23 protein-coding genes are annotated in these 26,149 nt (G+C 37.3%); 3 read left to right on the top strand and 20 right to left on the bottom strand.

What is annotated here, in order from left to right:
* Positions 1-107: 107 nt before the first annotated feature.
* The 12 genes from pknB to DOK81_RS10870 all read right to left on the bottom strand — a co-directional run bounded on the left by pknB (position 108) and on the right by DOK81_RS10870 (position 12,573).
* Entirely contained in the window at positions 108-2,156 is a 2,049-nt protein-coding gene (gene pknB / locus DOK81_RS10925) for a Stk1 family PASTA domain-containing Ser/Thr kinase (RefSeq protein WP_206910814.1), read from the bottom strand.
* Complete coding sequence (locus tag DOK81_RS10920) at positions 2,153-2,893, bottom strand: Stp1/IreP family PP2C-type Ser/Thr phosphatase (RefSeq protein WP_206910813.1); 741 nt, start codon at positions 2,891-2,893, stop codon at positions 2,153-2,155. Before DOK81_RS10920 ends, pknB begins: the two co-directional genes overlap by 4 nt.
* Before the next feature lie 12 nt (positions 2,894-2,905).
* Entirely contained in the window at positions 2,906-4,264 is a 1,359-nt protein-coding gene (gene rsmB, locus DOK81_RS10915; protein WP_206910812.1) for a 16S rRNA (cytosine(967)-C(5))-methyltransferase RsmB, read from the bottom strand.
* Positions 4,264-5,205: a methionyl-tRNA formyltransferase gene (fmt, locus tag DOK81_RS10910; protein WP_206910810.1), complete on the bottom strand. Its 942-nt coding sequence runs from the start codon at positions 5,203-5,205 to the stop codon at positions 4,264-4,266. The genes rsmB and fmt overlap by 1 nt, the downstream gene beginning before the upstream one ends.
* A complete protein-coding gene (gene def / locus DOK81_RS10905; RefSeq protein WP_206910808.1) occupies positions 5,198-5,689 on the bottom strand; it encodes a peptide deformylase in 492 nt (163 codons plus the stop codon). Before def ends, fmt begins: the two co-directional genes overlap by 8 nt.
* Before the next feature lie 13 nt (positions 5,690-5,702).
* Complete coding sequence (gene priA / locus DOK81_RS10900) at positions 5,703-8,111, bottom strand: primosomal protein N' (protein WP_206910806.1); 2,409 nt, start codon at positions 8,109-8,111, stop codon at positions 5,703-5,705.
* A 181-nt stretch (positions 8,112-8,292) separates the two neighbouring features.
* Positions 8,293-8,598 carry a DNA-directed RNA polymerase subunit omega gene (rpoZ, locus tag DOK81_RS10895; RefSeq protein WP_206899007.1) on the bottom strand — a complete coding sequence of 102 codons (306 nt, stop codon included), beginning with the start codon at positions 8,596-8,598 and terminating at the stop codon, positions 8,293-8,295.
* Between the two features lie 4 nt (positions 8,599-8,602).
* Positions 8,603-9,217 carry a guanylate kinase gene (gene gmk / locus DOK81_RS10890; RefSeq protein ID WP_206899008.1) on the bottom strand — a complete coding sequence of 205 codons (615 nt, stop codon included), beginning with the start codon at positions 9,215-9,217 and terminating at the stop codon, positions 8,603-8,605.
* Between the two features lie 231 nt (positions 9,218-9,448).
* Entirely contained in the window at positions 9,449-9,733 is a 285-nt protein-coding gene (locus DOK81_RS10885) for a hypothetical protein (RefSeq protein WP_206910804.1), read from the bottom strand.
* Between the two features lie 32 nt (positions 9,734-9,765).
* Positions 9,766-10,656, bottom strand: coding sequence for a YicC/YloC family endoribonuclease (locus tag DOK81_RS10880; RefSeq protein WP_206910801.1), 891 nt, complete (start codon positions 10,654-10,656; stop codon positions 9,766-9,768).
* Between the two features lie 16 nt (positions 10,657-10,672).
* Positions 10,673-10,891, bottom strand: coding sequence for a YdbC family protein (locus tag DOK81_RS10875; protein WP_067484668.1), 219 nt, complete (start codon positions 10,889-10,891; stop codon positions 10,673-10,675).
* On the bottom strand, positions 10,861-12,573 hold the full coding sequence (locus DOK81_RS10870; protein ID WP_206910799.1) for a patatin-like phospholipase family protein: 1,713 nt from the start codon (positions 12,571-12,573) through the stop codon (positions 10,861-10,863). Before DOK81_RS10870 ends, DOK81_RS10875 begins: the two co-directional genes overlap by 31 nt.
* Positions 12,574-12,837: 264 nt before the next feature.
* Here DOK81_RS10870 and DOK81_RS10865 point away from each other — a divergent pair, with 264 nt between their 5' ends.
* On the top strand, positions 12,838-13,614 hold the full coding sequence (locus DOK81_RS10865) for a hypothetical protein (protein WP_206910798.1): 777 nt from the start codon (positions 12,838-12,840) through the stop codon (positions 13,612-13,614).
* A 173-nt stretch (positions 13,615-13,787) separates the two neighbouring features.
* Here DOK81_RS10865 and DOK81_RS10860 read toward each other — a convergent pair whose 3' ends face one another.
* The 6 genes from DOK81_RS10860 to DOK81_RS10835 all read right to left on the bottom strand — a co-directional run bounded on the left by DOK81_RS10860 (position 13,788) and on the right by DOK81_RS10835 (position 19,810).
* Positions 13,788-14,756, bottom strand: a complete 969-nt coding sequence (locus DOK81_RS10860) for a ribose-phosphate diphosphokinase (RefSeq protein ID WP_067484661.1) — start codon at positions 14,754-14,756, stop codon at positions 13,788-13,790.
* A gap of 92 nt (positions 14,757-14,848) precedes the next feature.
* Positions 14,849-16,222, bottom strand: coding sequence for a bifunctional UDP-N-acetylglucosamine diphosphorylase/glucosamine-1-phosphate N-acetyltransferase GlmU (gene glmU / locus DOK81_RS10855; RefSeq protein ID WP_206910797.1), 1,374 nt, complete (start codon positions 16,220-16,222; stop codon positions 14,849-14,851).
* Positions 16,223-16,379: 157 nt separating this feature from the next.
* Positions 16,380-17,201 (bottom strand): pur operon repressor, encoded by an 822-nt coding sequence (purR, locus tag DOK81_RS10850; RefSeq protein ID WP_206899014.1) that lies wholly within the window; start codon positions 17,199-17,201, stop codon positions 16,380-16,382.
* Positions 17,202-17,364: 163 nt separating this feature from the next.
* Positions 17,365-18,192: a metal ABC transporter permease gene (locus tag DOK81_RS10845; protein WP_206910796.1), complete on the bottom strand. Its 828-nt coding sequence runs from the start codon at positions 18,190-18,192 to the stop codon at positions 17,365-17,367.
* Positions 18,165-18,845, bottom strand: coding sequence for a metal ABC transporter ATP-binding protein (locus DOK81_RS10840; RefSeq protein ID WP_206910794.1), 681 nt, complete (start codon positions 18,843-18,845; stop codon positions 18,165-18,167). Before DOK81_RS10840 ends, DOK81_RS10845 begins: the two co-directional genes overlap by 28 nt.
* 20 nt (positions 18,846-18,865) lie before the next feature.
* Positions 18,866-19,810, bottom strand: a complete 945-nt coding sequence (locus tag DOK81_RS10835) for a metal ABC transporter substrate-binding protein (protein ID WP_206910793.1) — start codon at positions 19,808-19,810, stop codon at positions 18,866-18,868.
* 336 nt (positions 19,811-20,146) lie between these two features.
* Between DOK81_RS10835 and DOK81_RS10830 the strand changes: the two genes are divergently transcribed.
* Positions 20,147-21,355: a multidrug effflux MFS transporter gene (locus DOK81_RS10830; RefSeq protein WP_206910792.1), complete on the top strand. Its 1,209-nt coding sequence runs from the start codon at positions 20,147-20,149 to the stop codon at positions 21,353-21,355.
* Positions 21,356-21,575: 220 nt separating this feature from the next.
* Here DOK81_RS10830 and ispE read toward each other — a convergent pair whose 3' ends face one another.
* Both ispE and mprF read right to left on the bottom strand, forming a co-directional pair.
* Positions 21,576-22,427, bottom strand: a complete 852-nt coding sequence (gene ispE, locus DOK81_RS10825) for a 4-(cytidine 5'-diphospho)-2-C-methyl-D-erythritol kinase (RefSeq protein ID WP_206910791.1) — start codon at positions 22,425-22,427, stop codon at positions 21,576-21,578.
* A 172-nt stretch (positions 22,428-22,599) separates the two neighbouring features.
* A complete protein-coding gene (gene mprF / locus DOK81_RS10820; RefSeq protein ID WP_206910790.1) occupies positions 22,600-25,173 on the bottom strand; it encodes a bifunctional lysylphosphatidylglycerol flippase/synthetase MprF in 2,574 nt (857 codons plus the stop codon).
* A 143-nt stretch (positions 25,174-25,316) separates the two neighbouring features.
* Between mprF and proC the strand changes: the two genes are divergently transcribed.
* Complete coding sequence (proC, locus tag DOK81_RS10815; RefSeq protein WP_206910788.1) at positions 25,317-26,132, top strand: pyrroline-5-carboxylate reductase; 816 nt, start codon at positions 25,317-25,319, stop codon at positions 26,130-26,132.
* Positions 26,133-26,149 lie beyond the last annotated feature (17 nt).

Below are 26,149 nucleotides of genomic sequence, written 5' to 3'. Positions count from 1 at the left end.
AATTTCTTTTTTCCTTTGTGCACAAAAAAAGAATTATGTCATTAGATTTTCACTAACAACATAATTCTTTTGTACTTAATTCAATTACTGTTTCAAGACATCTGCATTTACTCTTGTGATTTATTTTCTTCGGTTGATTTTTCTGACCCATCTGTTGTTTCTTTTGTTGAACTACTTGAGGAATTTTTTTCCGAAGAATCTTTTGAAGAAACTTTCGTTGGATCTGGTCCCTTAGAATAAACAACGCTTACGATGTCACCTTTATTAATACTTGCACCGACTCCTGGATTAGTTCGAATAACTTTATCCTTGTCAACAGTATCCGAGTATTCAGAAGTTTCGTGTCCAATATATTCAGCACCAATTCCAGATAAATAATTTTGTGCTTCGCTCTTCGAATAACCTGAGATATCATTTAGACGACTTGGTTTTTCTTCGGCGCCTTGGCTGACTACAAAACTAACAGCTGTTTCAGCCGCTGTAAATTCTCCTGAGCTAGGAGTTTGGCTAATAATATTTCCCGCAGCTATTGTATTACTATAGTCATAACTCACACTAATATTTGATGCTAAAAATCCTGCAGCTAGGAGTGTACTATAAACTTCATCATAGTTTTCACCCGTATGATTATATAAAAAGACAGGTTTGACTCCCTTGCTCACTTTGAAAGTAATCGTATCAGAATCTGGATCAACTTCTCCGTCTGTAGGTGTCTGAGAAATAATCATGTCCTTCTCAACTTCAGAACTATACTCTTCTTCCGACTTAATTTGTTCCTCTGAAAATCCTAAGTCAATTAAGTTGGCTTTCGCCTCATCATAACTTACGCCTGTGTAATCTTTTAATTTGATTTTTTTAGAGCCACTACTTAAATATAATTTTATTTCGCGATTCTTTTTCACAGTTGTTTCTGCTGCAGGATCTGTTTTAACCACATTTCCTTCTTCAATTTTATCATCAGCAATTTCTTCTGTTTTACTTGCTACTTTTAGATTCGCATTTTCCAAAACTGTTCGAGCTGCTGCTTCTGTTAAATCTGAAACATCTGGCACTTCCACTTCACCTCGGCCGCCAGAAGCAAAAAACACACCAGCACCGATACCTAATCCGAGTAAAACAAGAAGGAGTAAAATCCACCATTTTTTTCGTTTTTTCTTTGGTTTTTCTTCCTCTTCTTCTGGCGGTTGATTCGGTTGTTCCCAAACGTCATGTTCATCTGGTAAACGCATCGATTTAAATGAATCTGGCATTGGCGAATCTGCATCAATTGGCGTCAGCACTTTTGTCTCGTTCAACATAGCTTGTGGTTCCCACTTCGGCTCATTCGCACGCGCAGGCGAAAGAACGGTTGCTAAATCTTCATTCATTTCATCAGCTGTCAAATAACGATCAGTTGGTTCTTTAGCAGTTGCTTTCAATACAACGTTTTCCAATGCTTGTGGCGCTCCAGGGTCAATTGCTTTAATCGAAGGTAATTCATCTTGAAAATGTTTCAAGGCAATCGTTACTGCTGATTCACCATCAAACGGCACGCTTCCTGTCAACATTTCATAAAGAATAATTCCAAGCGCATAAATATCAGATTGCTTAGTAGCCATACTTCCTCTTGCTTGTTCAGGTGACAAGTAATGTACGGAGCCTAGCATTGTATTTGTTTGGGTAATTGATGTTTCAGATAATGCAATCGCAATACCAAAATCAGTAATCTTCACGACACCTTCGTGGTCAATTAAAATATTTTGAGGTTTTAAATCGCGATGAATGATTTGGTGATTATGTGCCAACGAAATCGCTGATAAAATTTGTTGCATAATATCAACAGCTGTTTGATAAGGAATTGGATAATGGGTTTGGATGTATCGTTTGAGATCCATCCCTTTCACATATTCCATTACCAAATACTGCATATCCGCTTCTTCCCCAACATCGTATACACTCACGATGTTGGGATGGACCAATTCAGTTGCTGCTAACGCTTCTCTTTGAAATCTACGGATAGCAGTTTTGTCGTTTTGAAAGTCAAATCGCAAAACCTTGACAGCGACATCACGATCTAAGATTAAATCATGGGCTAAGAAGACATTTGCCATTCCGCCACTGCCAATATTGCCAGTAATTTGATAACGTCCATTTAGTTTCTTGCCTAACTCGATCATGCACAGTCCTCCTTATACTCGATAAGGAGTGCAGTAATGTTATCAGCACCACCTGCCTCGTTTGCACGATCAATCAATTCTTTTACTTTGTCCGTAAGCGAACCTGTACCATCAATAATTGATCCAATCATTTCTTCCGACAACATATTAGTAAGCCCATCTGAGCAAAGTAATAATCGATCCCCAAGTTGCCAAGAATAAGTTGCGACATCTACTTCAACCGTTCCCGGCATTCCTACCGATCGTGTCAAAATATTTTTTCTTGGATGGTTCACTGCCATTTCTTGACTGATTTCACCAGACTTAACTAGTTCATTTACTAATGAATGATCCTCTGTTAACTGTTTTAGTTGATCTTCGCGCACTAAATAGGCACGACTATCTCCAACATTTGCAATCGTAAATCTTGTATCTGATAAAGCAACAGCAACAATTGTTGTGCCCATCCCATTGTATTCTGACTTTTCCTGTCCTCGCTGATAAATTTTAACATTTTCATTTTGGATTGTTTGAATAAACCACTGGGCAATTTTCTCACTATCTTTTAGTGTTTGTTCTTCCCAGTCAGCACCTAAATTGGTCACAGCCATTTGACTGGCAATGTCACCTGCACGATGCCCCCCCATTCCATCAGCTAAAACTGCCAGCTTAATTCCTTCTTGATTAGTAAATACATTCGCATAGTCTTGGTTTGTATTACGGCGTCTTCCTACATCTGATTGAAATTCAATTTGCATTTCTTCACCTCATTACTTTTTACGCAAACAACAGATAAAAAAGCCATCTGTATTAAATTGATGTGGATACAAAGTTAACATTTTATCTTCGATTGATGATTTTAGCACAGGACTCACTAAAACATCAATCCTTTCAAATTCAGGGTGGCGTTTCAAGAAAGCCGCAATGACCCCTTGATTTTCATCAGCTAGAATGGTGCATGTGCTATAAGTCAAGATTCCTGACGTTTTTAACGTAGGAGCACAGCTTTCCAAAATTGCTAATTGAATTTTAGGTAAATTTTCTAAATCTTGTGGATTTTTTTTATAGCGGATGTCTGGTTTTCGACGTAACAAGCCTAAACCTGAACATGGCGCATCGACTAAAATACGATCGAATTGTTCTGGTTCAAAAGTTTGTTGTACTTCTCGCGCATCCATTTTTTGTGCAAAAACTGCTGAAGAGACATTTAAACGAGCTGCATTTTCTTCAATGAGTTTTACTTTATGATCATGGACATCGAGAGCAATCACTTCGCCGCCACATGTTGAATCTAAAAATGTCGCAATATGCGTCGTCTTGCCACCAGGCGCAGCACACGCATCCAGTACGTGATGTTCTGGTTCAATTTGCATTGCTGGTGCAACTAGCATTGAGCTCTCATCTTGAACTGTTAGCAAACCGTCATGAAATAATGAACTAGAAGCTAGATGACCTTTTTCGGCAACAACACCATAAGGGCTAACTTGGCTTTCTTTCACAGAAATCTCTTCTTCATTTAAAACAGCAATTGCTTGTTCACGTGAAAGACGACGAACATCAACGCGTCCGCTTGCATGACTCGGCACATAAAGTGAATGACCCAGTTTTTCTGTTTCATCAAACCCAATTTGATCGATAAAACGTTGCGTCAACCAAACAGGTAAACTGATTTTCACTGCCAATCGTTCTATGGGATCCTTGATTGCTTCTACATCAGGTTTTCCTTGACGTTGGTAGCTTCTCAATACGCCATTCACGAATTTTCCTGTTCCAGGGTTTCCTTTTACTTTTGCAATTTCTACTGCTTCATTCAAAATCGCATGGTCTGGAACCTTGTCTAAAAATTCCAACTGGTAAACAGACAAGAGTAGCAATGTTTTGACCCATTCATCTACTTTTTTTGCTTTAGCAATAAAAGGCGTGATATAAAATTCAAGTAATAATTGGTGACTAATCGTTCCATAAACAAGTTCTGTAAATAAGCCAATGTCTTTTGGATTAAGCTTTCCTTTGTTAATCATTTCATTTAATAAAAGATTGGAATACGCCCCACCTTTAGAAACTCTTTCTAAGGTCATTAAAGCCATATAGCGTACAGATTTCTTCATACTATTTGGGATTTTTGCCATTATTTCACCTGCTGTCCAACCGTTACATGTTGTCCGCTGCCATTTAGAAACGCTTGAATGGTCTGCTTCCCTTTACCTGCAGGTTGTAATTCTTTGATTGCTAATACTGTTTGATTACCACACGCGATCCAAAGATTCTTCTTGTCTTTGCGAATAATCGTACCGGGAACTTCGGTTGTTTTCTCTTGAAGTGGTTCCACCACTAGTAATTTCCAACGAACATCTTCATACGTTGTAAAAGCAATTGGCCAAGGGCGCATTCCGCGTACTTGATTATCAACTTCTTCGGCTGTTTTATTCCAGTCGATTGCTTCTTGCTCTCTTGTAATATTAGGAGAAAAGGTCACTTTTTCTTCATCTTGAGGAGTTGGTGCTAAACTACCATCTAAAATACTTGGTAATGTTTTTAATAAGAGTTCTTTTCCCAATAAACTTAATTTATCAAACATTGTCCCAACATCATCTTGTTTGGTAATCGGCAAACTTTCTTGCGCAAAAATACCACCTGCATCCATTTTTTTTATCATTTCCATAATGGTTACACCAGTTTCTTTTTCACCATTGATAATCGAATAGTGCACAGGTGCTCCTCCACGATATTTAGGTAATAAAGAGGCATGGACATTGATTGCTCCGTGTTTAGGAACTTGAAGTAGTTTTTCTGGCAAAAATTGACCGAACGCAGCCGTAATCAAAATGTCTGGTTGTAATTCGATGATTTTTTTCATTTCTTCTGAGCCGGAGATTTTTTCTGGTTGTAGTACCAGTAACCCATGCTTTAATGCCGCTTCTTTGACTGGTGTTGGCGTGATCACTTTTTTTCTACCGACTGGTCGGTCAGGCTGTGTCACTACAGCTTGAACTGTATAGCCAGCTTCCAATAATCCTTCTAGTATTGGGACAGAAAAAGCTGGTGTTCCCATAAATACAATATTAGTCATTTAGGTGCTCCTCCATATATTTTTCAAGTTCTTCCTCAGGAATTTGTTCAATCATTTTTTCAACAAACAAAACACCATCTAAATGATCGATTTCATGCTGAAATGCTCGTGCTAAGTAGTCGAATGCTGTTACTTCCATTTCTTGACCTTCACGATCAAAATAACGCACGGTTACTTCATCTGCACGTTTCACAGTTCCATAAACATGCGGAATACTCAGGCAGCCTTCCACATCTAAACTTTCTCCTTTTGCTTCGATAATTTCAGGATTGATCAATTCAAATTTGTCCCCTTCGTCAACTTCAACGATTGCTAAACGAAGATTTTTTCCTACTTGTGGTGCTGCAATACCAATACCGTCCATTGCAACCATTGTTTCATACAGGTCGTCTAGTAGTGCAACTGTTTCATCGGTGATGACATCGATGGGTTGAGCTGTTCGTTTTAACTTATCATTTGGGTGAATCAAGATTGGGTAGCGCATATAGTGTCCTTTCTCAAATAAAATGTAATGGTTCATTATCGATCGCCACAAATAATCCTTGGCGTTGTTCTTTTTGGCTTTTATCTAAAATATCATCCAACACATTTGCTAGCTGAGGTTCGTGCTTGTATTTAATAATCAATTGATAATAATAACGATTCTTCACACGCAAAATCATACTTGGTGTTGGACCTAAAATCAAACTCTGGTTACTTAACGTCTGTTTGAGCAATTGCGCAATCTGGAAGATTTTTTTTGCAGCTACTTGTTCTTCTGGATGGCTCGTAGTAATTTTCACTGTAAAGTAATACGGTGGATAGCCCCCACGATGACGAACTTGCATTTCCTTTTGATAAAAACGTTCGTAATTCTGCTCTTTTACTAACTCGATCGCGTAATGTTCTGGATTAAAGGTTTGGATAACTACCTCACCAGCTTTTTCAGCTCGTCCAGCTCGTCCTGAAACTTGTGTTAACAGTTGAAAAGTATGCTCACTTGATCGAAAGTCAGGCAAGTTTAGTGACGTATCCGCATTTAAAACGCCTACCAAAGTTACATCTGGAAAATCTAGTCCTTTGGCAATCATCTGTGTTCCTAGAAGAATATCTGCTTCTTTCGCACCAAATTTTTGCAAAATCCGTTCATGTGCTCCTTTTTTCCGAGTAGTATCAACATCCATTCGTAAAATACGAGCTTCAGGATACAAAGTTTGTAATTCTTCTTCCACTTTCTGTGTACCTGTGCCATAATAGCGAATTTTATTCCCACCACAATTTGGACAACGATGAGGAATTGCTTCTTCGTGTCCACAGTAATGGCAACGCATTGACTTACTGTCCATGTGCAATGTTAAAGAGATATCACAGTTTGGGCAAGGTAAAACAAAACCACAGTCGCGACACATAACAAATGAAGAATAACCGCGACGATTTAATAATAGAACCGTCTGCTCCTTCTTCTCTAAACGATCTTGAATTTTATCTTGTAGCTGGCTAGAAAAAGTTGCGGCTTTATGTTTTTGAAATTCTTCTCGCATATCCACAATGTCAATTACAGGTAATTGCGCACTACTTTTTGCTCGTTTATTCAAAGTCAGAAGTTGATATACACCCTTTTGTGCTCTTGCACGTGATTCAAGAGAAGGTGTCGCACTTCCTAATAATACTGGACAATGGTGGTATTTCCCCCGCCAAATAGCTAAGTCCCTTGCATGATAGCGTGGGGTTTCGTCTTGTTTATAACTCGACTCATGTTCTTCATCGATAATAATTAGACCAATATTTTCTAACGGTGCAAAAATCGCTGAGCGGGCACCAACGACTACTTGTGCCTCATTTCGTTCGATCTTACGCCACTCGTCATATTTTTCTCCTTGCGATAGTCCACTATGTAACACCGCAACGGCTTCTCCAAAACGTCCTTTGAATCGCTCAACCATTTGTGGGGTCAATGCGATTTCAGGTACTAACATGATAGCTGTCTTTTTTGCATCTAAAACTTCGGCAATACTTTGCAGATAGACTTCTGTTTTTCCACTTCCGGTAATACCTTCTAATAAAAAAATCGTTTCTTTTTGTGTTTGACACGCATCAGTGATTTGATCGACTGCGAATTGTTGTTCTTGGTTCAAATCTAACGCACTAGTTTGTTCAAACGAACGATGTTGATATGGATCACGATAATGCTCGACTTCTTCAAAACGAAGCCAGCCCTTCTCTTTTCCTTGATTCAATACAGCGCTACTGATTCCTTTATCTTTAAAGTACGCAAGTGGTTCATCCTTAACTACTTCAGACAAACAAAGTAATAATTCTTTTTGCTTTTTAGCATTTTGACGTAGTTTTCCCCACTCTTCTTCGATCTGCTCTTCTTGTAAAAGTGAGTGAACCATTCGAATTGTCTTCACTTTATTTTTAGTATGAACTTCATAACGGATATCAACTAATTTCTTGTTTCGCCAATGCATCAACTGCGAAACAACACCTAACGACTCTGCTTCTTTCCAAGAAATCACTTCTCGTTCTCGAAAAAATTCTTGTGTTTCAACTGATGGTTTCAAAGGATAAATGATTTTATCATACTCTGCCTTCATTACACTTGGTAGCATCGTTTGAAGACAAGTGATTTTGAATGCGTAGGTAATTGTTTTCATGTAGTCGGCTAATGCTAATAGTTCTTGATTAACAACGGGTGCTAAATCCAGCACGCGAATAATTGATTTCAATTGAACATCAGTCTGAGCAACTTCATTATTCAAACCAATAACAAATCCTTGAACATGACGATCTCCTTTTCCGAAAGGAACCTCCACACGCATTCCCACTTGTAACTCCGCTTCTAACACGAAGGGAACGAGATACGTGAAAGGTTGATCCGTTTGCATCGTCGGTACGTCTACAATCACTTCTGCAATTACTCCCACAACTTTCCCCTCCTTTGATACCCATTTTTAGTGAAAAAGATCCGAGCTTATTTTACTAGAAAACCCTTGTTTTGTCCTAATTTCTACTATTTCGTAACAAAAAAATAAACCAGCTAACTCACTTCTTCTTTTATTTAAAAAATTAAAAAGAGAGCCGTGACTCTAGTCACAGCCCTTGAAATTATAGTTTTTGTTCTTCGCGAATACGTGATTCTAATTCTTGTTGCTCACGTTCTTTTTTTGCTTGGCGTTCTTCATTTTCCATACGTAGACGTTCACGTTTCAATTCGGGATGTGGATCGTTGATCACATTTCCTGCATCGATTTCTTCAAGTGCTTGTCCAACACTTTTTACAGATTCAAATGAATCTAATGTTGGCTGTGCTCCAGCATCTAATTCATGGGCACGTTTACTTGATAAAATTACTAATGAGTATTTTGAATTTACTCGGTCTAACAATGAGTCAATTGAAGGCTTCAACATCATAAGACTACATCTCCTTTAACATTTTAATATATTTTCCGATTACCCGATCTACTCGAAAGTGTTCGCTAGCAATGATTTCTTTAATCCGATTAACAGCTAACGGAACTTCATCATTTACAACGGCATAATCATAAAGGGCCATCATTTCGATTTCTTCTTTAGCAACTCTCATACGTTCTTCAATTACTTCTTCTGCATCCGTTCCACGACCGACAATTCGTGATTTTAATTCTACTAGATCGGGCGGTGTCAAAAAGATAAATACACCATCTGGCACTTTATCTTTCACTTGCTGTGCTCCCTGAACCTCGATTTCTAAAAATACATCTTTTCCTTCGTCCAAGGTTTGATTCACATATGATAATGGTGTGCCATAATAATTTCCAACATACTCTGCGTATTCAAGCATTTCACCAGCTTCAATCATCGCTTCAAATTCTTCTTTGCTTCGAAAGAAATAGTCCACTCCTTCGACTTCTCCTTCTCGCATTTTACGAGTAGTCATTGAGATTGAATATTGAAAATCATTATCCTCACTCTCAAAAATTGCTTTACGTACGGTTCCTTTTCCTACACCGGATGGACCTGACAATACGATTAATAATCCACGCTCTGACATGACGACGTCCTTTCAACTAGTCTTTTCTTGCTTATCGTTTATTTTGCACTTTTTTTCTGCAACTTTCAAGGTTCTCTTTATTATAGACAGATTTTCCTAAAAAAGCCACCTTTGCTTGAAACTAGAGAAGAAAAGCTTGTTTCTTTCACAAAACAAAAAAGCTGCAACCAAGCTTCTGGTGCAACTTTTGATATCATTGATAAGCCAACACAATTGATTTTAATTAAAAAATTAAAAGCCCATATTGGACAAAGTATTCACGACGCCAATGATTTCGTCCTTGCGGCTGAGTACTTTTTCTGTTGGATCACTAACTTCTTGTGTATCTATGCGTACAATAAATTTTCGGTTAAGCGTTACATATGTCCCGTCATTGATTAAAATATTTAGTTCTTGGTCTGAAATTTTTACACATGCGTCTTTCCAAACATCGAATCCTTCTTTATCTGATGGGACATTTCTTTTAACCACACTTTTGCCACTTAATTCATGAAAAGTAATATCATAATAGTTCATTATAAACTTCCTCCTTTTTTTGTTTCGTGCAATTATTCAATATTTTGAACTTGCTCACGAATTTTTTCTAAAATCGTTTTTAATTGGACTACTTGGTTTTTGATTTCAATTGCACTTGATTTTGATCCAATCGTGTTCACTTCTCGATTCATTTCTTGGATTAGAAAATCAAGTTCTCGACCAACTGGTGTAGGCATCAAAATTAAGTCATTTAATTTTCCGAGATGGATAAACAAACGATCTAGTTCTTCATGAATATCCCCACGCTCTAATAAAATGGCCAACTCCGTCAACAATCGTTGCTCATCAACTTTATCACCTAAAAATTCTTCCAATTTTTTTTGGTAACGTATTTGGAATTCTTGTTCATATGTTTCAACAAAGGCTGATAGATTGTCTAGCACTTGCGAAAATTCGGCTTGATTCTGCAATAATACAGCAGCTAACGCCTGACCTTCTGCTTCACGACTACGTTCAATTCCACCTAATGCTTCAGACAATGTTTCTTGAACTAGTAGCCTTAGTTCTTCTTCATCTGCTTTTTCTGGTTCACTGACCGAGACAAATTTTTCTTGTAATGCTAGACGCTCAATCAAGGATGCTACCGAAAGTTGAACTTCTCCACCGAAACGATCATGTACCCCTTGAGAAAGTTGCGTCACTAATGAATCAATCAATGACCAGTCGATTTCAACTTGTTTCGCATTCTCTCCAATGTGCGTTATATTTACAAAAACTTCAACACGTCCACGAGTAAGCTGTTGTTTAATCAACTGCCGCATGTCACCTTCGAGAAAATTTAGAAGTTTCGGACTGCGTAATTGAATATCTAAAAAACGTTGGTTGACACTTTTAATCTCGATATCTAATTGATACTCTTTTGTTTCGCGGATTGCTTTGCCAAAACCGGTCATACTTTTCATTCGACAGGGTCCTTTCTTACATGTTTTCTATTGCTTTTTGCAGTGCTTCAAATTCTTCATTAGTCAATGTCAATCCTTTACCCATCTTTTCATGTTCTGGTGACCAGTCACGCAAGTCAAATTTTGGCGGACGACCATTCCAACTAACCAAATTTAATTCTTTACGCCAACCTTTTGCGTTCTCAGATAAAATTGCAATCTCTTCTATGATTTCATAGGAAAATTCTTGTGCCATTCTTGTTCCTCCTTAAGATAATGTGCATATAAAACAAATAATGTGTCCACTGGTTGTTCGTTAAGTAACACTTGAACCTTTTCTTGTGTACTAGCATAAAGCTTTTTTGCTAGTATCGTCAATTTTTGTTCTAAACGTTGTTCTCTCGAAGAAGACCACCACTCTTCCAGACTCAGCAACCCGATTTCTTTCTTAACAATTTCTGTAAAGGGGCGTTGCTCTTTCTCACGAATCAACGCAAGCATTTCTGGTACTCGATAAACTTTATTAGGTAATAGATACATTTGTTTTGCCAAAAGTTCTAGCATCGCTAATCCGCATGTTTCAATGACGACCCTGTCTTTATATACATTACGCAAATCCTCCCAAAATTTTACGTCATAGAAAAAAGAAAGATCTAATTTTTTTTCCTTGGCTAATATACGTAAGAATTTTTTCCAAACTTTTTCAGCCAAAACAGTCGAATCAAAGGTATACCAATGTCCTTCATATTGGTGTAGCTGCTTCTTTGTTTCCAAATAACCTAATTGTAAATTCAATGAATTACGCTGCCCATCAAAAATCAAAAATGTCCCCAGTGTCCAAAGTGAGCGACAATGCCATTCAACAAATCCTAATGGTTTTTTGACTTTTTTCGTAATCCCAGGGCCCTGAACATCTACCACAAAAGCTTCAGTTGCTCCTTGTTCAATCGCAACATCTACTGGCAGATTATTTTTATACCCGCCATCAATATACCGATCTTTGTCAATTTTTTTATAGGTCATCGCTGGATAAAAAGAAGCAGAAGCAACGATCCAATTAGGAATTTGTTCTGGTGGCATCTTTTGAATAGGCACCACTTTCTCAATCATTTCAGGGATTTTAGTCGCAACTGTAAATAGTTTTGGTTTCGTTTTTTGAATGAGATATTTCAAATCCAATGATTTTCTCAGCAATTCTTCTAACGGCATTGAAGAAATACCGCGAGTCAAAAAAGCCGTCTTAGTCATTTGACGAATATCATTCAACAATTGTTGGCGCAAATCAGTTAAAGGTAAGTTTTCTGGCACAGCCAAAATCTGATTGGTCGATAAATTCGTCCATAAAAATTCGGCTTGATTCAAATCACCTTGCAACATCAAAATACCATTGATTGCACCGACTGACGTACCCGTAATGATCTCAACTGAAAATCCAGCTTCTTGCAAGGCTTTCCATACACCAATTTGATACGCGCCGTGTGCCCCACCCCCACCAAAAACCACAGCAAGATGTCCAGAAATATTTTTCACCCATCGAGTTGCCGTAGTATCAACTTTCTGATACCCAAACTGGATAAATAGTTCAGTCATTTGTGAAGAAACTGATTGCGAAAAAGAAAATTGACAAGTAGACTTCAAAAAGTAACGCGTGCAGCTTTCTAGCAACGTAAATAGTTGGCGCCATTGTTGAAAAGCTTCATTGACCAATACATTCGTTATAACTAAATGATCTGACTCACTTGCTTCTCCCATTTTCTTTTCAAAATAGAGGACTAGCTTACCGACTTTGACTCGCCATGCATTTTTCTTTTTGGTCGTTTGCCAAAAAGAGTCGCGACTTTTTTGTTGTTCACTGAAAAATGGAAATGGTTGCGTCATTTTTTGACTTTCGCTGTGTAGTCGTTGCCTTTCTGACCAATAAATCGGTTGGATATCCATTGCTCTCTCCTTTTTCTTCAAGTATAGCAGTCTCTTAAAAAAAATTCTTGTCTGAACAAATACATCTAAAATGTATGAAGACAAAATAATTCATTATTCTTTTCTGAAAAATAACTGACACCAAATTTCCAGCGATTTGAAAGCTACGGTTATTTTCAATGAAAGCGTGACTTTGTAATGGAATTTTAAAATAAAAGAAACAAGCTTTTTTCTTACAATTGTTGTAAAATAAAATAGTTGAGAAATCAAGTGAGGAGGGGCATGATGACTGATTCAGTTTATGTACATATCGATACAACGAGTAACGCTGTTTTGACCAAAGGATTAACTGCGAATGATTTTTCAAACAGCATCGTGCATTATCCTCAAAACTTGCTACTGTTAGATCCTGCTGCTTCAGCAGGAGAATATGAGCCTCACACTGGCTTAAAAATTATTCGTGGGACAGAAAACATACAACATTTCTTTTCCTCACTTCGTAATCGCCACAACACAGACGATTTAAAGTGGATAGACTTTACAGATTTAACAATGTTAAAAGAATTATCCCCATTAGAGATTTCAGAATTATTGTATTTTGGGCATATGAAAACCCATCTGCACTCACCATTTTTCTATAAATTACAAAATAATTTTGTCTATTTTGATTTAAGCGATCAGTTGAACCGTATTTATTATCGCTATTTAGACGAATTTTATCGAATTTTTGCAGACAAAATGAGCCAAATTCTTGCGGATAAAATTAACGAAAAGAAATCATTCTTTCGTCGTGGCATCACTGTTGAAAAAATCAATGGGGATTTACTAAAAGAAATGCGTCCATTGATGCAAGAAGGAATCATTTTTTCATTTGAACAAGCTGGTTTGATCAATGATGAGTATCGAATCCCTATCTATGTGATTGAAGACTACATTTGGAAACTAAAAGGGACTCGCTATCGTGAAGAACCTGTAATTGGAACACTGGTTTACAATACACTTGACCGACGTTGGCGTTTAATCAGTGAAGTTGATGACCTTGCTTACAGCACATTAAGTTAAAAAAAGTTTTATCTGTGTGAAAGAACGTAGCATCTAGATGTTACGTTCTTTTTTTGCAAAAAAGAAATAGGTATGACAAAAATCTTGTCATACCTATTTCTTTCGAATGAACACTGTTCTCAGAACCACTTGTCGTAGCTGAGTATTTTGTACCACAGCCTCATTTTAAGTTCTTATTTTTTTGTTTCAAAAAGTGGGCTAACTGGTTTGTTTTCGTGAATGCGTTTAATTGCATCACCCATCAAACCACCTACGCTAACTTCGTCGATTTTATCAATTTTACGATCTTCTGGTAGATAAATTGAATCCGTTACAACTAAGCGTTCGATTGCTGAATCTTCAATTCTTTGCAAAGCTGGACCAGATAAAACTGGATGTGTACAAGAAGCATAAACACTTGTTGCTCCTGCTTCTTTCAACGCATTAGCTGCTAATGTGATAGTACCTGCCGTATCAATCATGTCATCGATCAAGACACAAGTTTTTCCTTCAACTTTACCGATGATATTCATTACTTCAGCAACATTTGCTTTAGGACGTCGTTTGTCGATGATTGCAATTGGTGCTTTTAGGAACTCAGCCAATTTACGTGCACGAGTTACGCCACCATGGTCAGGTGAAACAACAACAACATCGTCCCCTTTGATTCCTTTTTCTAAGAAATAATTAGCAATTAATGGTGCACCCATTAAATGGTCAACAGGAATATCAAAGAAACCTTGAATTTGAACAGCGTGAAGGTCTAGGGTCAACATTCTTGTTGCTCCTGCTTTTTGAATCATGTTTGCAACTAATTTAGCGGTAATTGGTTCCCGAGCACGCGCTTTACGGTCTTGACGTGCATAACCATAATACGGCATAACTACATTAATTGTTTTTGCGCTAGCGCGTTTCAAAGCATCGATCATAATCAACAATTCCATTAAATTGTCATTTACTGGGCTACTTGTTGATTGGATAACATACACATGTGAACCACGGATACTTTCTTCAATGTTTACTTGAATCTCACCATCACTGAATTGAGTAACAGATGACTTTCCTAATTCCACACCAACAGCTGCTGCGATTTTCTCAGCTAACGGGCGATTTGAGTTTAACGCAAAAATCTTTAATCTTGGATCAAAATAATGATTTGACATGGGGACCTCCACTTTCTTTTTCACAACTCTGAAATTCTTCCTAGTAAATAGTAGACATATTTTTTAAATAAATCAAGTTATTTTAAAAAAAACTAATTGAGATAAGGGAGTTTTTTCGCATATCCTTCTTTATTTACTTGTCGCGCACGTGCGATTGCAAGTGCATATTCAGGAACGTCATTTGTAATTGTTGAACCAGCTGCAATTGAACTGTTCTCTTCAATCGTCACAGGTGCAACAATGTTTGAATTTGAGCCGATAAAACTATGTGCACCGACTTTTGTATGGTGTTTTTGTTTGCCATCGTAGTTAACGAAAACAACGCCACAGCCAACATTGATGTCTTCACCTAGCGTTGCATCCCCAACGTAAGTCAAATGACCAACTTTTGTATGATTACCAATTTCAGCATTTTTGACTTCAACAAAGTTCCCAATGTGTGCGCCTTCGCCAATTTCAGCATTTGGGCGCAAATGAGCAAATGGACCGATATCTGCTGATTTTTTGACATGGCTACTTTCAACCACAGAATTGGTAATTACAACGTTATCTTCAATTACACTATCTACGATTCGTGAATGTGCGCCAATCATACAATCCATTCCAATGACCGTTTCGCCTTGCAATTGTACGCCTGCTTCAATCACTGTGTCTGAACCAATCACGACACCCGCATCAATATAAGTTGACGCTGGATCAACAAAACTAACACCATTAGTCATGTGTGCTTCATTAATTCGTTTACGCATAATTTCATTTGCTTTTGCCAATGCGATACGATCGTTCACACCCATAGACTCTTCAAAATCTTCCGTTTGATAAGCAGCAACTGTATTTCCATCTTCTTTTAAGATTTCAATAATATCGGTTAAATAATATTCACCTTGAGCGTTATTCGTCCCAACTTTATTCAATGCAGTAAATAAAGCTTCATTATCAAAACAGTAAGTACCGGTATTGATTTCTTGTACACGAGCTTCTTCTGGTGAAGCATCTTTTTGTTCAACAATTTTTTCTACAATCCCAACATGATCACGAATAATTCGTCCGTAACCGGTAGGATTTTGTGCATGTGCTGTTAAAATCGTTGCACTAGCATTTTTCCCTTGATGGTATTCAAATAAATTATTTAATGTTTCCGTCGTTAGTAAAGGTGTGTCCCCACTGATGACTAAAGTCGTTCCTTTTTTGCCTTCTAGGAAAGAAGCTGCTTGTAAAACTGCGTGTCCAGTTCCTAATTGTTCTGCTTGTAAAGCATATTCACTACGTTCACCCAGTTGTGCTTTCACTTGCTCAGCACCATGACCTACAATTGTGATGATTTCGTCAGGGTTTGTTTCGCTTACTCGATTGATGATGTGTTCGACCATTGGTTTTCCAGAAACTGGATGTAATACTTTATAGAGTTTTGACTTCATGCGGGTTCCTTTCCCCGCTGCCAAAATAATTGCATAACGTGCTTCCACTTACTTCACTCCTAGTTATCATTTCCTGTGTTAAGTTTAGCCCAGTGCTCGCTTTTTTTCAACTAACGATTATTTTAAAAAATTCAATTAAAAACAAAAAAGTTGGGACAAATTTTTGTCCCAACCTCTTCTACACTTAGTTCATTTCGCTAAAAATTTATTCTTCTGAAAAATAATTTCCAGGAACAACAGTAATATTTTTCGTTTTTGTATCCACATCTTTCACATAAAGTAGAGAAGTATAATCATCGATTGCACGATGTCCGTGGAATTTTGATTCGGCAAAAACAGTGATACCAACTAATTCAGACTCGAATTCTTCAATCAAACTCTTCATCCCGTTCACTGTTCCGCCACCTTTCATAAAGTCATCGACGACAAGAACTCTTGAACCACGTTTTAAACTTCTTTTAGAAAGCTCCATTTTTTCAATTCGTTCTGATGAACCTGAAACGTAATTTACGCTTACAGTTGATCCTTCCGTGATTTTTGAATCACGTCGAACAATGACAAATGGCGCATTTAAATAATAAGAAACAGCTTGGGCAATTGGTACGCCTTTTGTCGCAACTGTCATCACCGCATCAATTTTTTCACCTAAATATTTTGATGCAATGATTTTTCCAACTTGTCTTAATAACTCAGGTTCCCCTAATAAATCCGATAGGTAAACATAGCCACCTGGCAACAAACGGTCTTGCTCTGATAGGCGTTCGGCTAAAGATTCAATATATTTTTTTGCTTCTTCATAAGGAATCTCAGGAATAAACAAGACACCACCCGCCGCACCAGGAATTGTCTCTAGTGTGCCGTAACCTCTTTCTTTAAATGTTTTCTTGATAATCCCTAAGTCCTCACTGATGGAAGATTTAGCAGATTCATAACGTTCGGCAAAACTTGTTAACGAAATCAATTCATGTGGATGATCTAATAAATATTGAGTCATATCAACAAGACGCTCACTGCGACGTACTTTCACATATTCCAGCTCCCTTTTTTAAAATTGTCGTTTTTCATTATATAAGTTTTTTTTCAAAAATTCGAGCATTTTATAAAAAAAGAAGAAAATAGTTCGGTATTTCTGATTTATAAAAAAAGAAACAGCGGAAATATTTCGTTTCCACTGTTCCTCTCAGGCTATTTTATACTCGATTTTTTCGTTTTACACCAATCGATAGTCGTTTGACTATATTAACGAGTAAGAATAAGCCAATAAAGACTAACGTGATTGTTGCTCCAGGTGGTGTGTCCAAATAAAAGGAACTACCTAACCCAGAAAGCATCCCGATAAATCCAACAAAAATACTAATCGCAATTACGACGTTAAAGCTTCGACCTAAACGCATACCAATTGCTGCAGGTAACACCATGATTGCAGAAATCAACAATGCACCTGCTATTGGGATCATCACTGCAATTGCAACACCAGTTATCACGTTGAACATCATTGACATTGCATGAATGGGTAGCCCATCAACATGTGCCACATCTTCATCAAAAGTTAAGACATACATTGGACGTTTGAATAAAACAAACATGACACCAATGACCACAAATAAAATGCCCAAGAAAATGACTTGGTCCCATGTGATCGTCACGATTGAGCCAAATAAATAAGATTGGATACTCGTTGCAGAATTTCCACCACTTAAATTCATCAAAACTAACGCTAACGCTAATCCACCAGCCATTAAAATTGCAATCGAAATCTCAGAGTATGTTCGATAAATCGTACGTAAATATTCTAAAACAATTGCAGCTAAGACTACAACAATCATTGTGGTAATTGTTGGGTTCAAATTGAGAAAGAACCCCAACGCTACCCCTGCTAACGAAACATGAGAAAGTGTATCAGCCATCAACGACTGTCTTCTAATTACTAAGAAAACCCCCAACATCGGAGCAATCCCTGCAATAAAAATCGCAGCCAGAAAGGCTCTTCTCATGAATTCATATGAAAGCAACGCCATTGTGAGTCCTCCTTCCTTACCAAACGAATTTGTCGATCTGCATACTGTTTGATGTCTTCATGGTCGTGAGTGATCATCAAGACAGATTTTCCATGTACATGTGCGCTATGTCGCAACAATCGATAAAATTCATTTCTAGATTCTTCATCCATTCCTGTCGTTGGCTCATCTAAAATAAATAAATCTGGATCAGTTGCAAACAAACGTGCCAAACTAATTCGCTGTTTTTGTCCGCCTGATAACTCCCCAATTCGACGATGCCGCATATCCCACATTCCAACAGACTCTAAGGCAAGTTTTACATATTCGTGATCTTTTTTAGTTAAACGTTTGAACCATTTACCTCGAGGAAATCGCCCTGAACGAACTAACTCAATCACTGTGCTTGGAAATCCCGCGTTAAATGATGCCACTTGTTGGGGAATGTAACCAATCTTCAATTTTTTTCCTTCTTGATTTTCTGCAGCAATCGTGACAGTTCCTTTGGTTGGCTTCAATAAACCCAAGGTTGCTTTAATCAGCGTTGACTTTGCTGCTCCGTTCTCTCCAGTTAAAATGACAAACTCCCCAGCATCGACATGATAAGATACATCCTCTAACACTGGCTCTTCTTCATAATAAAAGGTCAAATCAGATACTTCGATATAATGCATCACTAGACCTCCTTCTAAACTTACTTGATACTTTCTTTCAATACCGCTAAATTTTCTTCCATCACAGAAATATAATTCTCACCCGCAGCTATTTGTTTTTCCGTTAGACTTTCCAGTGGATTTAATACTTCAAGCTTCACGCCTGTTTCAGCGGCTAGCGTTTCCGCCACTTTCGAAGAAGCATTTTCTTCAAAATAAATGACTTTTGTTTGATTTTCTTCAACAAATTCTTTCAATTTTGCCAAACGACTTGGGGTTGGCTCTTGATCTGGTGAAATACCTGAAATCGATTTTTGAGTTAACTGATATTGATTCGCTAAATAGGCAAATGCAGCATGTTGCGTAACAAAAGTTCGATTTTTTGCGTCTTTTAGTTCTGTTACATATTTTTGATTTAACTCTTCTAATTTTTTGATGTAAGCTTCCGCATTTTCTTCAAATGTTGCTTTCTTCTCAGGATATTTATCTCCCAACTCTTTCGCAATTGTTTGAACTTCTTGGATTGCTAGGACTGGATCTAACCATACATGAGGATCATATTCATGGTCATGCGCATCATGCTCCGCTTCGGCTTCGTGATCATGGTCTTCTGATCCTTCTAAGCGTTCGATTCCTTTAGCTGCCTCAATCATCAATGTTTTTTCCTGATCGACCGACTTCTTCATTGAATCAACAAAAATTTCCATGTCTGAACTATTATACACGAAAACATCTGCATCCGAAATTTTCGCCATTTCTTTCGCACTCGGTTCAAAGTCATGTGGCTCTGTTCCTGCAGGTATCAGTAACTCAACGTTTCCTTCGTCACCAACAACTTCCTTCGTAAAATCATACATTGGATAAAAAGAAGTAATAATGGTTAATTCGTCTGTCTTTGACTCACTTTTCTTTTCAGTTTGTCCGCAAGCAGCAAATAACAACATTCCTGCAACAGCTATCGTTGCCCATACATATTTTTTAATCATTGTTTACCCCTCTCTAAAATAGCAAATCGTAATTTTACGATTTATCAACGTGAACTAATGTATCAAAATAAAAAATTACAGTCAATAGAATTCGGAAATCTTCTGATTTACGACGTATATTTGGAGATAAACCGTAAAACATTTGAATACTTTCTCATAGAATGGACTAATTTTCTACAAACTAGACAATCATTCTCATCTCGGATAGAATGGCGGTGAACTTTACGAAAGGGGTGATTCCATGAATTTTTACAATTGGATAAAAATCATGATTCCACCATTTCCCTGGAATGGATGTTTTTTCCCTAGATAAATAAACTAGTAGGAGTTTTAACATTGGAAAAAAACATCGAAAAAAATAAAAATAAAAAAATAAATTTATCGCTACTAATTTGCTTAGTTGGGTTTCCACAAATCAGTGAGACAATCTATACGCCATCTTTGACAGAAATCGCTCAGAAATATGGTGTCCAACTCAATATTGCTCAAATGACGTTGAGCATCTATTTCATTTCCTTTGCACTTGGTGTCTTCTTTTGGGGAATTGGATCAGATTTTTTTGGTCGAAGAAAAGCAATGAACCTAGGAATTCTAGTGTATGTTCTTGGTTGTTTCCTCTGTTTAGCATCTAAAACTATCGAACTACTTTTTGTTGGTCGTTTCATTCAAGCATTTGGTGCAAGTACAGGATCTGTAACCACACAAACCATTTTACGTGATAACTACTCAGGCAACGAAAGACATCAATTATTTGCAAAAATTTCTGCGGCGCTCGCTTTTTCGCCAGCCATTGGTCCTTTGATTGGTGGACTTCTAGGTGAATTTTATGGATTTAGAGCTGTCTTTTTGTTCTTAGTGATCATGGGGATGATTCTTCTTTTCTGGAGTCTTAAAGGATTACCAGAAACAGCTATGTTTACTCAAACTAGAGTCGATACGAAAAAAGTTTTTTCAGTAGGTAAAAAAATGTTGTTAGATCGTTATACAATTTCATTTGGAATACTGATTGGGATTTTTAATGGGATTCTTTTTAGTTACCATTCAGAAGCACCCACGATCTTTATCGAAAAGTTTCATTTTACTCAGAGTCAATATGGGTTCATGGGAAGCATCGTGGCTTTAGCCACAGTAGTTGGTGCGTGGCTATCAAATCGCGAATTAAATCATTTAGCACCTGAAACCATTATTACAAATGGAATTAAACTTGCCTTGCTTGGAGCTATTTTCCTTGGACTAACAGCGTCTCTGCCAGTTCATTTCGTCAGCCAAGTAACGATGTACATTCTTGGGATTTTTATTTTACTGGCTGGTGTAGGTATGGCATTACCTAATTGCCTAAGCCTAGCACTTGTAAAATTTGCATCGATAGCTGGCACGGCTGGCGCATTTCTTAGTCTTGGATACTACATTGTTGTCAGCCTCTGTACTTTTTTGATCAGCTTGTTGCATAATGGTTCTCTTTTTGTACTACCACTCTTTTGCCTCGTTTTACTACTGATTTCACTGCTTTGTATCAAAAGTGTAACGATAAAAAAAGAAAAATAAGAGCCATTAATAAAAGTTGTACGAGACAATCCATTGTTTCGTACAACTTTTTAATTTATTCGATTACTCATTAATTAGAATTAGCAACTTATAGCTAGTATAAATAGAAAAAAAAAGCACATAAGTTTAGTCGCAAAAGAAAACTAAACGTATATGCTTTTTTAATTGATTTACAGTTAGTCAATCGACTACAAAGAAGCTTTTACTAAACTCGTTATACTTAACGCAATGTGCGTACAAGATAAACTTCATCACAAAATCCCTTTAATCCGTTATATACTCGTTGTGCTCTCGAATAATGCTGACATAAACCAAAAACAGTTGGCCCACTACCGCTCATCAATGCCACATCCGCCCCATACTTAATCATTCGCTCTTTGATCTGATGAATCACAGGATGCCTTTTACCCGTCACATCTTCTAAACTGTTGCCCATTTTTTGAATCATTCGTTGATAATCCTGCTGCTGGATTGCTTCCACCAATCCGGCAACATCCTGATGCTGAATGGCTTGCGTGTCAAGATCTCTGAATACCGTTCGCGTGGAAACACTCATTCTTGGTTTGACTAAAATGACCCAACATTGTGGCATGGATGGAATCAGGTTTACTTTCTCCCCTTTGCCACCAATAAATGCCGTATTCCCATATACGCAGTAAGGAACATCTGTGCCAACTTCTAATCCAATTTCTGCGAGTTCTTCTAAAGAACAACCCAAATCCCACAATTGATTGATTCCGCGCAAGGCTGCAGCACAATCGGTACTACCTCCACCTAAGCCAGCAGCCACTGGAATGTTTTTTTGAACAACGATTTTAACACCCTTTTTGATTTTAAATTTATTTTTTAATAATAAGGCTGCTTGATAGACATTATTTCGTTGATCTACAGGCAAGAAAGCTTTATTTGTTTCTACAATGATTTGATCTTCAGGTAATTCTTCAAAAATCAAATGGTCTGCTAAGTCCACGCTCGACATAACCATTTCAAGTTCGTGATACCCATCTGGTCGCTTATATAATACATCCAATCCTAAATTTATTTTGGCTGGTGCTTTTTCAATTAGTTCCATACCTCTCACCCATTCGAAAAGTCTAAGTCGAAAGTATTCTATCATAGGGGAAAATAAAAGTATAGCTAACTTCCGCCTTAAATTCCTATTTCAACTAATACAAAAAGAAAAAGGAGAGGACTAGAATGAATGACATCTTATCCTCTCCTTATATCTCATACTCATTTCATTTTTATAATTCAATCAAAACTTCTTGAGCTAAACTTGGATTTTTTCCTTTTCCTCGACCAATCAGAATAAATAATTGAAGAGTTGCGAATACAAAATTGCTCCCTTTCATATAAGCAAAGTAACGACCTTCCCAATGACTGACATACTTTGATTTTCTTTCATATGTTGTTTGAAAAGCATAGAAAAAATTCCCATAATTATAAACGATATTCATCATTTTTTCTTGAATAAATGAAAAGTCTGTTTCTCCAACATTCGCCAAAGGTGCTAAACCAAGATTTGCTTCCAAGTACCCTTGTTTTTGATATTCAACAAACAAATTGGCTAACAAGTAATCACTCAATGCAACAGGTTCTCCCGGCAACACACGTAGCAAATCATATCCTACTTGTGTTTGTGTCATTGGTTGTGCTGTCACAAATCCAACTACTTGTTGCTCTTTTCGAACAACGCCCACACCACTGGTCTTCACGTACTCTGTGTCAAATCGCCCAACAGAAAAATGTTTTTCTGTTTCACCATTCAGCCAAGCTTGCGAAACCTCTTCCAGCGTTGGAAGTAGCTCATCAGGAATTTTATCATACCAAGTAAAGTGATAACCCTCATTGGTTAATCGTTGGTATTCTAATTGTTGATTGAACCAAGGAACATCTGCAACCGTTAAGTCAGCAATCCCAGCTTCCCCTACTTTGACAAAACGGAAACCAACTTCATGCAACATCACGACATATTTTTCCGAAACTTTATAAAAAGCCAGTTGATAACCCAAGCAATCAGCTTTTTTGAGGAAACTTTTGGTTGCTGTTCGCCACATAGCTGGATTGCCAATTGGATTTCCCAGCACAAAGCATTTATTTCCTTTTACCTGATAGCCGAAAACTACTTGATCCTCACCTTCTTCTTGATAATAAAAATATTTATAACCAGGCAGTTGCAAATAATGACTAGAAGCAGTTCCACCATATCGATCAATCAGTCGATTCAATCTTTCTACCTCTAACTCCGTTCCAAGTTCATTCGTTGCCGTTGCTAAATATTGATATAATGCCACCAACGCTAACAACGAGATACCTAGGCCAATCAGTCCAGAAAACCAGACTTCATCTGAAGGAAACAAAATAAAATTATTTGCAGTCATTCGTCCTACCCAAAATTGTCCACTATGATAACCTGCAATTGCATAAACAATAAACAAGAAACCAAACAAGCAAGCATCAAAAACAATTGCGCCCCAAGAATAGACAAACTTTTCGCGATAAAATTCTTTGCGTGCTAGCCAAACTGCTAACAAAATGAGTACATAAACTAAAATCAATTCCCATGACAAGGTTCGAGTAATTGTATTCAAAATACCAAAAATCAGTAAGATGATAGTTGGCAAATAAGCTTTTTTCACCTTCATTGCTAAACCACGAGCCAAACCTAACAGTAAAAATCCGACAAGTAAATTGAGTGTCTGATCTAAAAAATTAAATGAAAAAGGCAATAATATTTGAAACAAGCGACTAATTGCAGATAAATTTGTAATTGTTGACAATAAAACCATCATAATTCCCGCAAAATAAACAGCACTAACTAAAATAATATGTGCCACTTTTTGGAAAAACAAGCGTGGAATATTATCAAGAAATCGGTTTACTTTTACACCTGTATGCGTAATAAACAGAAGAATCCCTGTTAAAAACGGAACTACATAATAAAATAAGCGATAATACAATAACCACACAACTGCAACATCTTGACGAACAGATAATTGACTCATGCCAAGAATCATCAACACATCAAATGTTCCCATGCCACCTGGTACCATCGTTAACATACCAATCAACGTTGCTACAATAAACATGGGATATATCGAATGAAGTGATATGTCGATTCCCATCAGCTTGCCAATCAATAAAAACACGGTTAACGCACCTGTCCACTGACCAAATGAAGCAAAAAACAAACCTGCTAAGCCTTTGGGATAAAACTCTGAAAACAATGTTCTTCTTTTAAGATATGCAAAAAAGAAAATAACTGGTGCAACGAAACTGCCACCTAGTAGCCAAATCCAGTAACTTCGAAAAATACTTTCTGTTTGAATAAAAAAGACATCTACAAAAGTGAACAGCGACCAAACTGATAGACCCGTTATCATAAACACTGCCACTTTTGAAACGGTTGCTAGTACCTTTTTTCGATCCGTCTGTTTGCCGTAAAAATTAGCTCGCAAACTAGCGCCCACGACACCGCCAAATCCTGCCAAATTGTTGATTGTATTCGTGATCCAAGCTGCTAGAAAAAACTCTTGCCTTGGCATCTTGGGTTTTCCTTGCTTTTCCAATACGCTAAGTGTCACCCAATCATATAAAAGCATCGGCAACACCCCAAGCAATCCCAGTAACGTCATCAAAACAATGGTTACGTGATTCTGTTTATCCATCGTTTCCCAAATATCTTGCCAGCTCATGCCGTTTGCAATATTAGCAACCTGATTTGCGACAAAGACTAACACTGAACCAAAAAAAATCAACTTTAAAATCAGACTATGATTTTTCATCCATTGAAGGATCCATTGTATTTTATTTTTCACATTTTTACCTTCCATACTCATGTACTTTCATTTCATAACACTAATGTTAGCTTATTTAATTATAATTTTCCACTTTTGCTTAACACGTTACTTGCGATTCCTAGCAAACAAAGCTATTCTAAAATCAAAAGGGAGGAAATAAAATGAATATTGGATTTATTGGAACAGGAAATATGGCACAAGCAATTATTCGTGGTCTACTCGAAAAAGAAACCTTTTCAAAAAATGAGATTTTTGTTTCGAGTGGTCATTTTGAAAACGCACAAGCCTTTGCCAAACAAACGGGAGTCACTGCTTGTCAAACAAACCAAGAAGTTGCTGAACAAGTAGACATTCTTTTACTCGCAGTAAAACCCAAAATTATTTCAACCGTACTTCATGAATTACAAGACTATAGTCAAAAAATCCTTTTCATTTCTATTGCATCTGGTACAACTTTAAGTGATCTTGAAGCAGCTTTAAATAGCTCACAAGCCGCGATTGTTCGTGTTATGCCAAATGTGAATGTGAGTGTTGGTGCCGGAGTCTCAGCCATTTGTAAAAATTCTGTTGCTACAGAAGAACAATTAACACAAGCAACACAGATTTTTGAAGCAATTGGTAGTGTGTATCCTTTACCTGAATCAGATTTCAGTACTTTCATTGGCTTAGCTGGAAGTTCGCCTGCATTTGTTTACATGCTCATTGATGCTATGGGAAGAGCCGGGGTGCTCAACGGATTACCCAAAAAAATAGCCACTGAAATCTCTGCCAAAGCAATTTTAGGTTCATGTGAAAAATTCCTTGAGAGCAATGAAAATCCTTGGGAATTAGTTGACCAGGTCTCTTCTCCAGGAGGAACGACAGTTGCCGGAGTCGTTGCCCTCGAAGAAGCTGGATTTATTCCAGCAATCATCAAGGGAATCAATACTACTATTGAAAAAGATCAAGAAATGCTTGCACAAAAAGATCAAAAATAAATAAAAAAAGACCAATG

The organism is Enterococcus sp. DIV0660C (assembly GCF_017316125.1).
Classification (GTDB): domain Bacteria; phylum Bacillota; class Bacilli; order Lactobacillales; family Enterococcaceae; genus Enterococcus_B.
The sequence above is the reverse complement of the archived record's forward strand: the minus strand, read 5'-3'. Positions and strand labels throughout refer to the sequence as shown.

Bases quoted from the DNA above. Each gene is read 5' to 3' on its own strand.
- DOK81_RS10920 (WP_206910813.1), bottom strand. From the start codon at position 2,893: ATGCAAATTGAATTTCAATCAGATGTAGGAAGACGCCGTAATACAAAC.
- rpoZ (WP_206899007.1), bottom strand. From the start codon at position 8,598: ATGATGTTGAAGCCTTCAATTGACTCATTGTTAGACCGAGTAAATTCA.
- DOK81_RS10885 (WP_206910804.1), bottom strand. From the start codon at position 9,733: ATGAACTATTATGATATTACTTTTCATGAATTAAGTGGCAAAAGTGTG.
- DOK81_RS10840 (WP_206910794.1), bottom strand. From the start codon at position 18,845: ATGCATTATATCGAAGTATCTGATTTGACCTTTTATTATGAAGAAGAG.
- ispE (WP_206910791.1), bottom strand. From the start codon at position 22,427: ATGGAACTAATTGAAAAAGCACCAGCCAAAATAAATTTAGGATTGGAT.
- gmk (WP_206899008.1), bottom strand. From the start codon at position 9,217: ATGTCAGAGCGTGGATTATTAATCGTATTGTCAGGTCCATCCGGTGTA.
- DOK81_RS10845 (WP_206910796.1), bottom strand. From the start codon at position 18,192: ATGGCGTTGCTTTCATATGAATTCATGAGAAGAGCCTTTCTGGCTGCG.
- def (WP_206910808.1), bottom strand. From the start codon at position 5,689: ATGCGCTACCCAATCTTGATTCACCCAAATGATAAGTTAAAACGAACA.
- DOK81_RS10875 (WP_067484668.1), bottom strand. From the start codon at position 10,891: ATGGCACAAGAATTTTCCTATGAAATCATAGAAGAGATTGCAATTTTA.
- proC (WP_206910788.1), top strand. From the start codon at position 25,317: ATGAATATTGGATTTATTGGAACAGGAAATATGGCACAAGCAATTATT.
- pknB (WP_206910814.1), bottom strand. From the start codon at position 2,156: ATGATCGAGTTAGGCAAGAAACTAAATGGACGTTATCAAATTACTGGC.
- DOK81_RS10865 (WP_206910798.1), top strand. From the start codon at position 12,838: ATGACTGATTCAGTTTATGTACATATCGATACAACGAGTAACGCTGTT.
- DOK81_RS10860 (WP_067484661.1), bottom strand. From the start codon at position 14,756: ATGTCAAATCATTATTTTGATCCAAGATTAAAGATTTTTGCGTTAAAC.
- DOK81_RS10870 (WP_206910799.1), bottom strand. From the start codon at position 12,573: ATGGATATCCAACCGATTTATTGGTCAGAAAGGCAACGACTACACAGC.
- rsmB (WP_206910812.1), bottom strand. From the start codon at position 4,264: ATGGCAAAAATCCCAAATAGTATGAAGAAATCTGTACGCTATATGGCT.
- DOK81_RS10880 (WP_206910801.1), bottom strand. From the start codon at position 10,656: ATGAAAAGTATGACCGGTTTTGGCAAAGCAATCCGCGAAACAAAAGAG.
- DOK81_RS10835 (WP_206910793.1), bottom strand. From the start codon at position 19,810: ATGATTAAAAAATATGTATGGGCAACGATAGCTGTTGCAGGAATGTTG.
- fmt (WP_206910810.1), bottom strand. From the start codon at position 5,205: ATGACTAATATTGTATTTATGGGAACACCAGCTTTTTCTGTCCCAATA.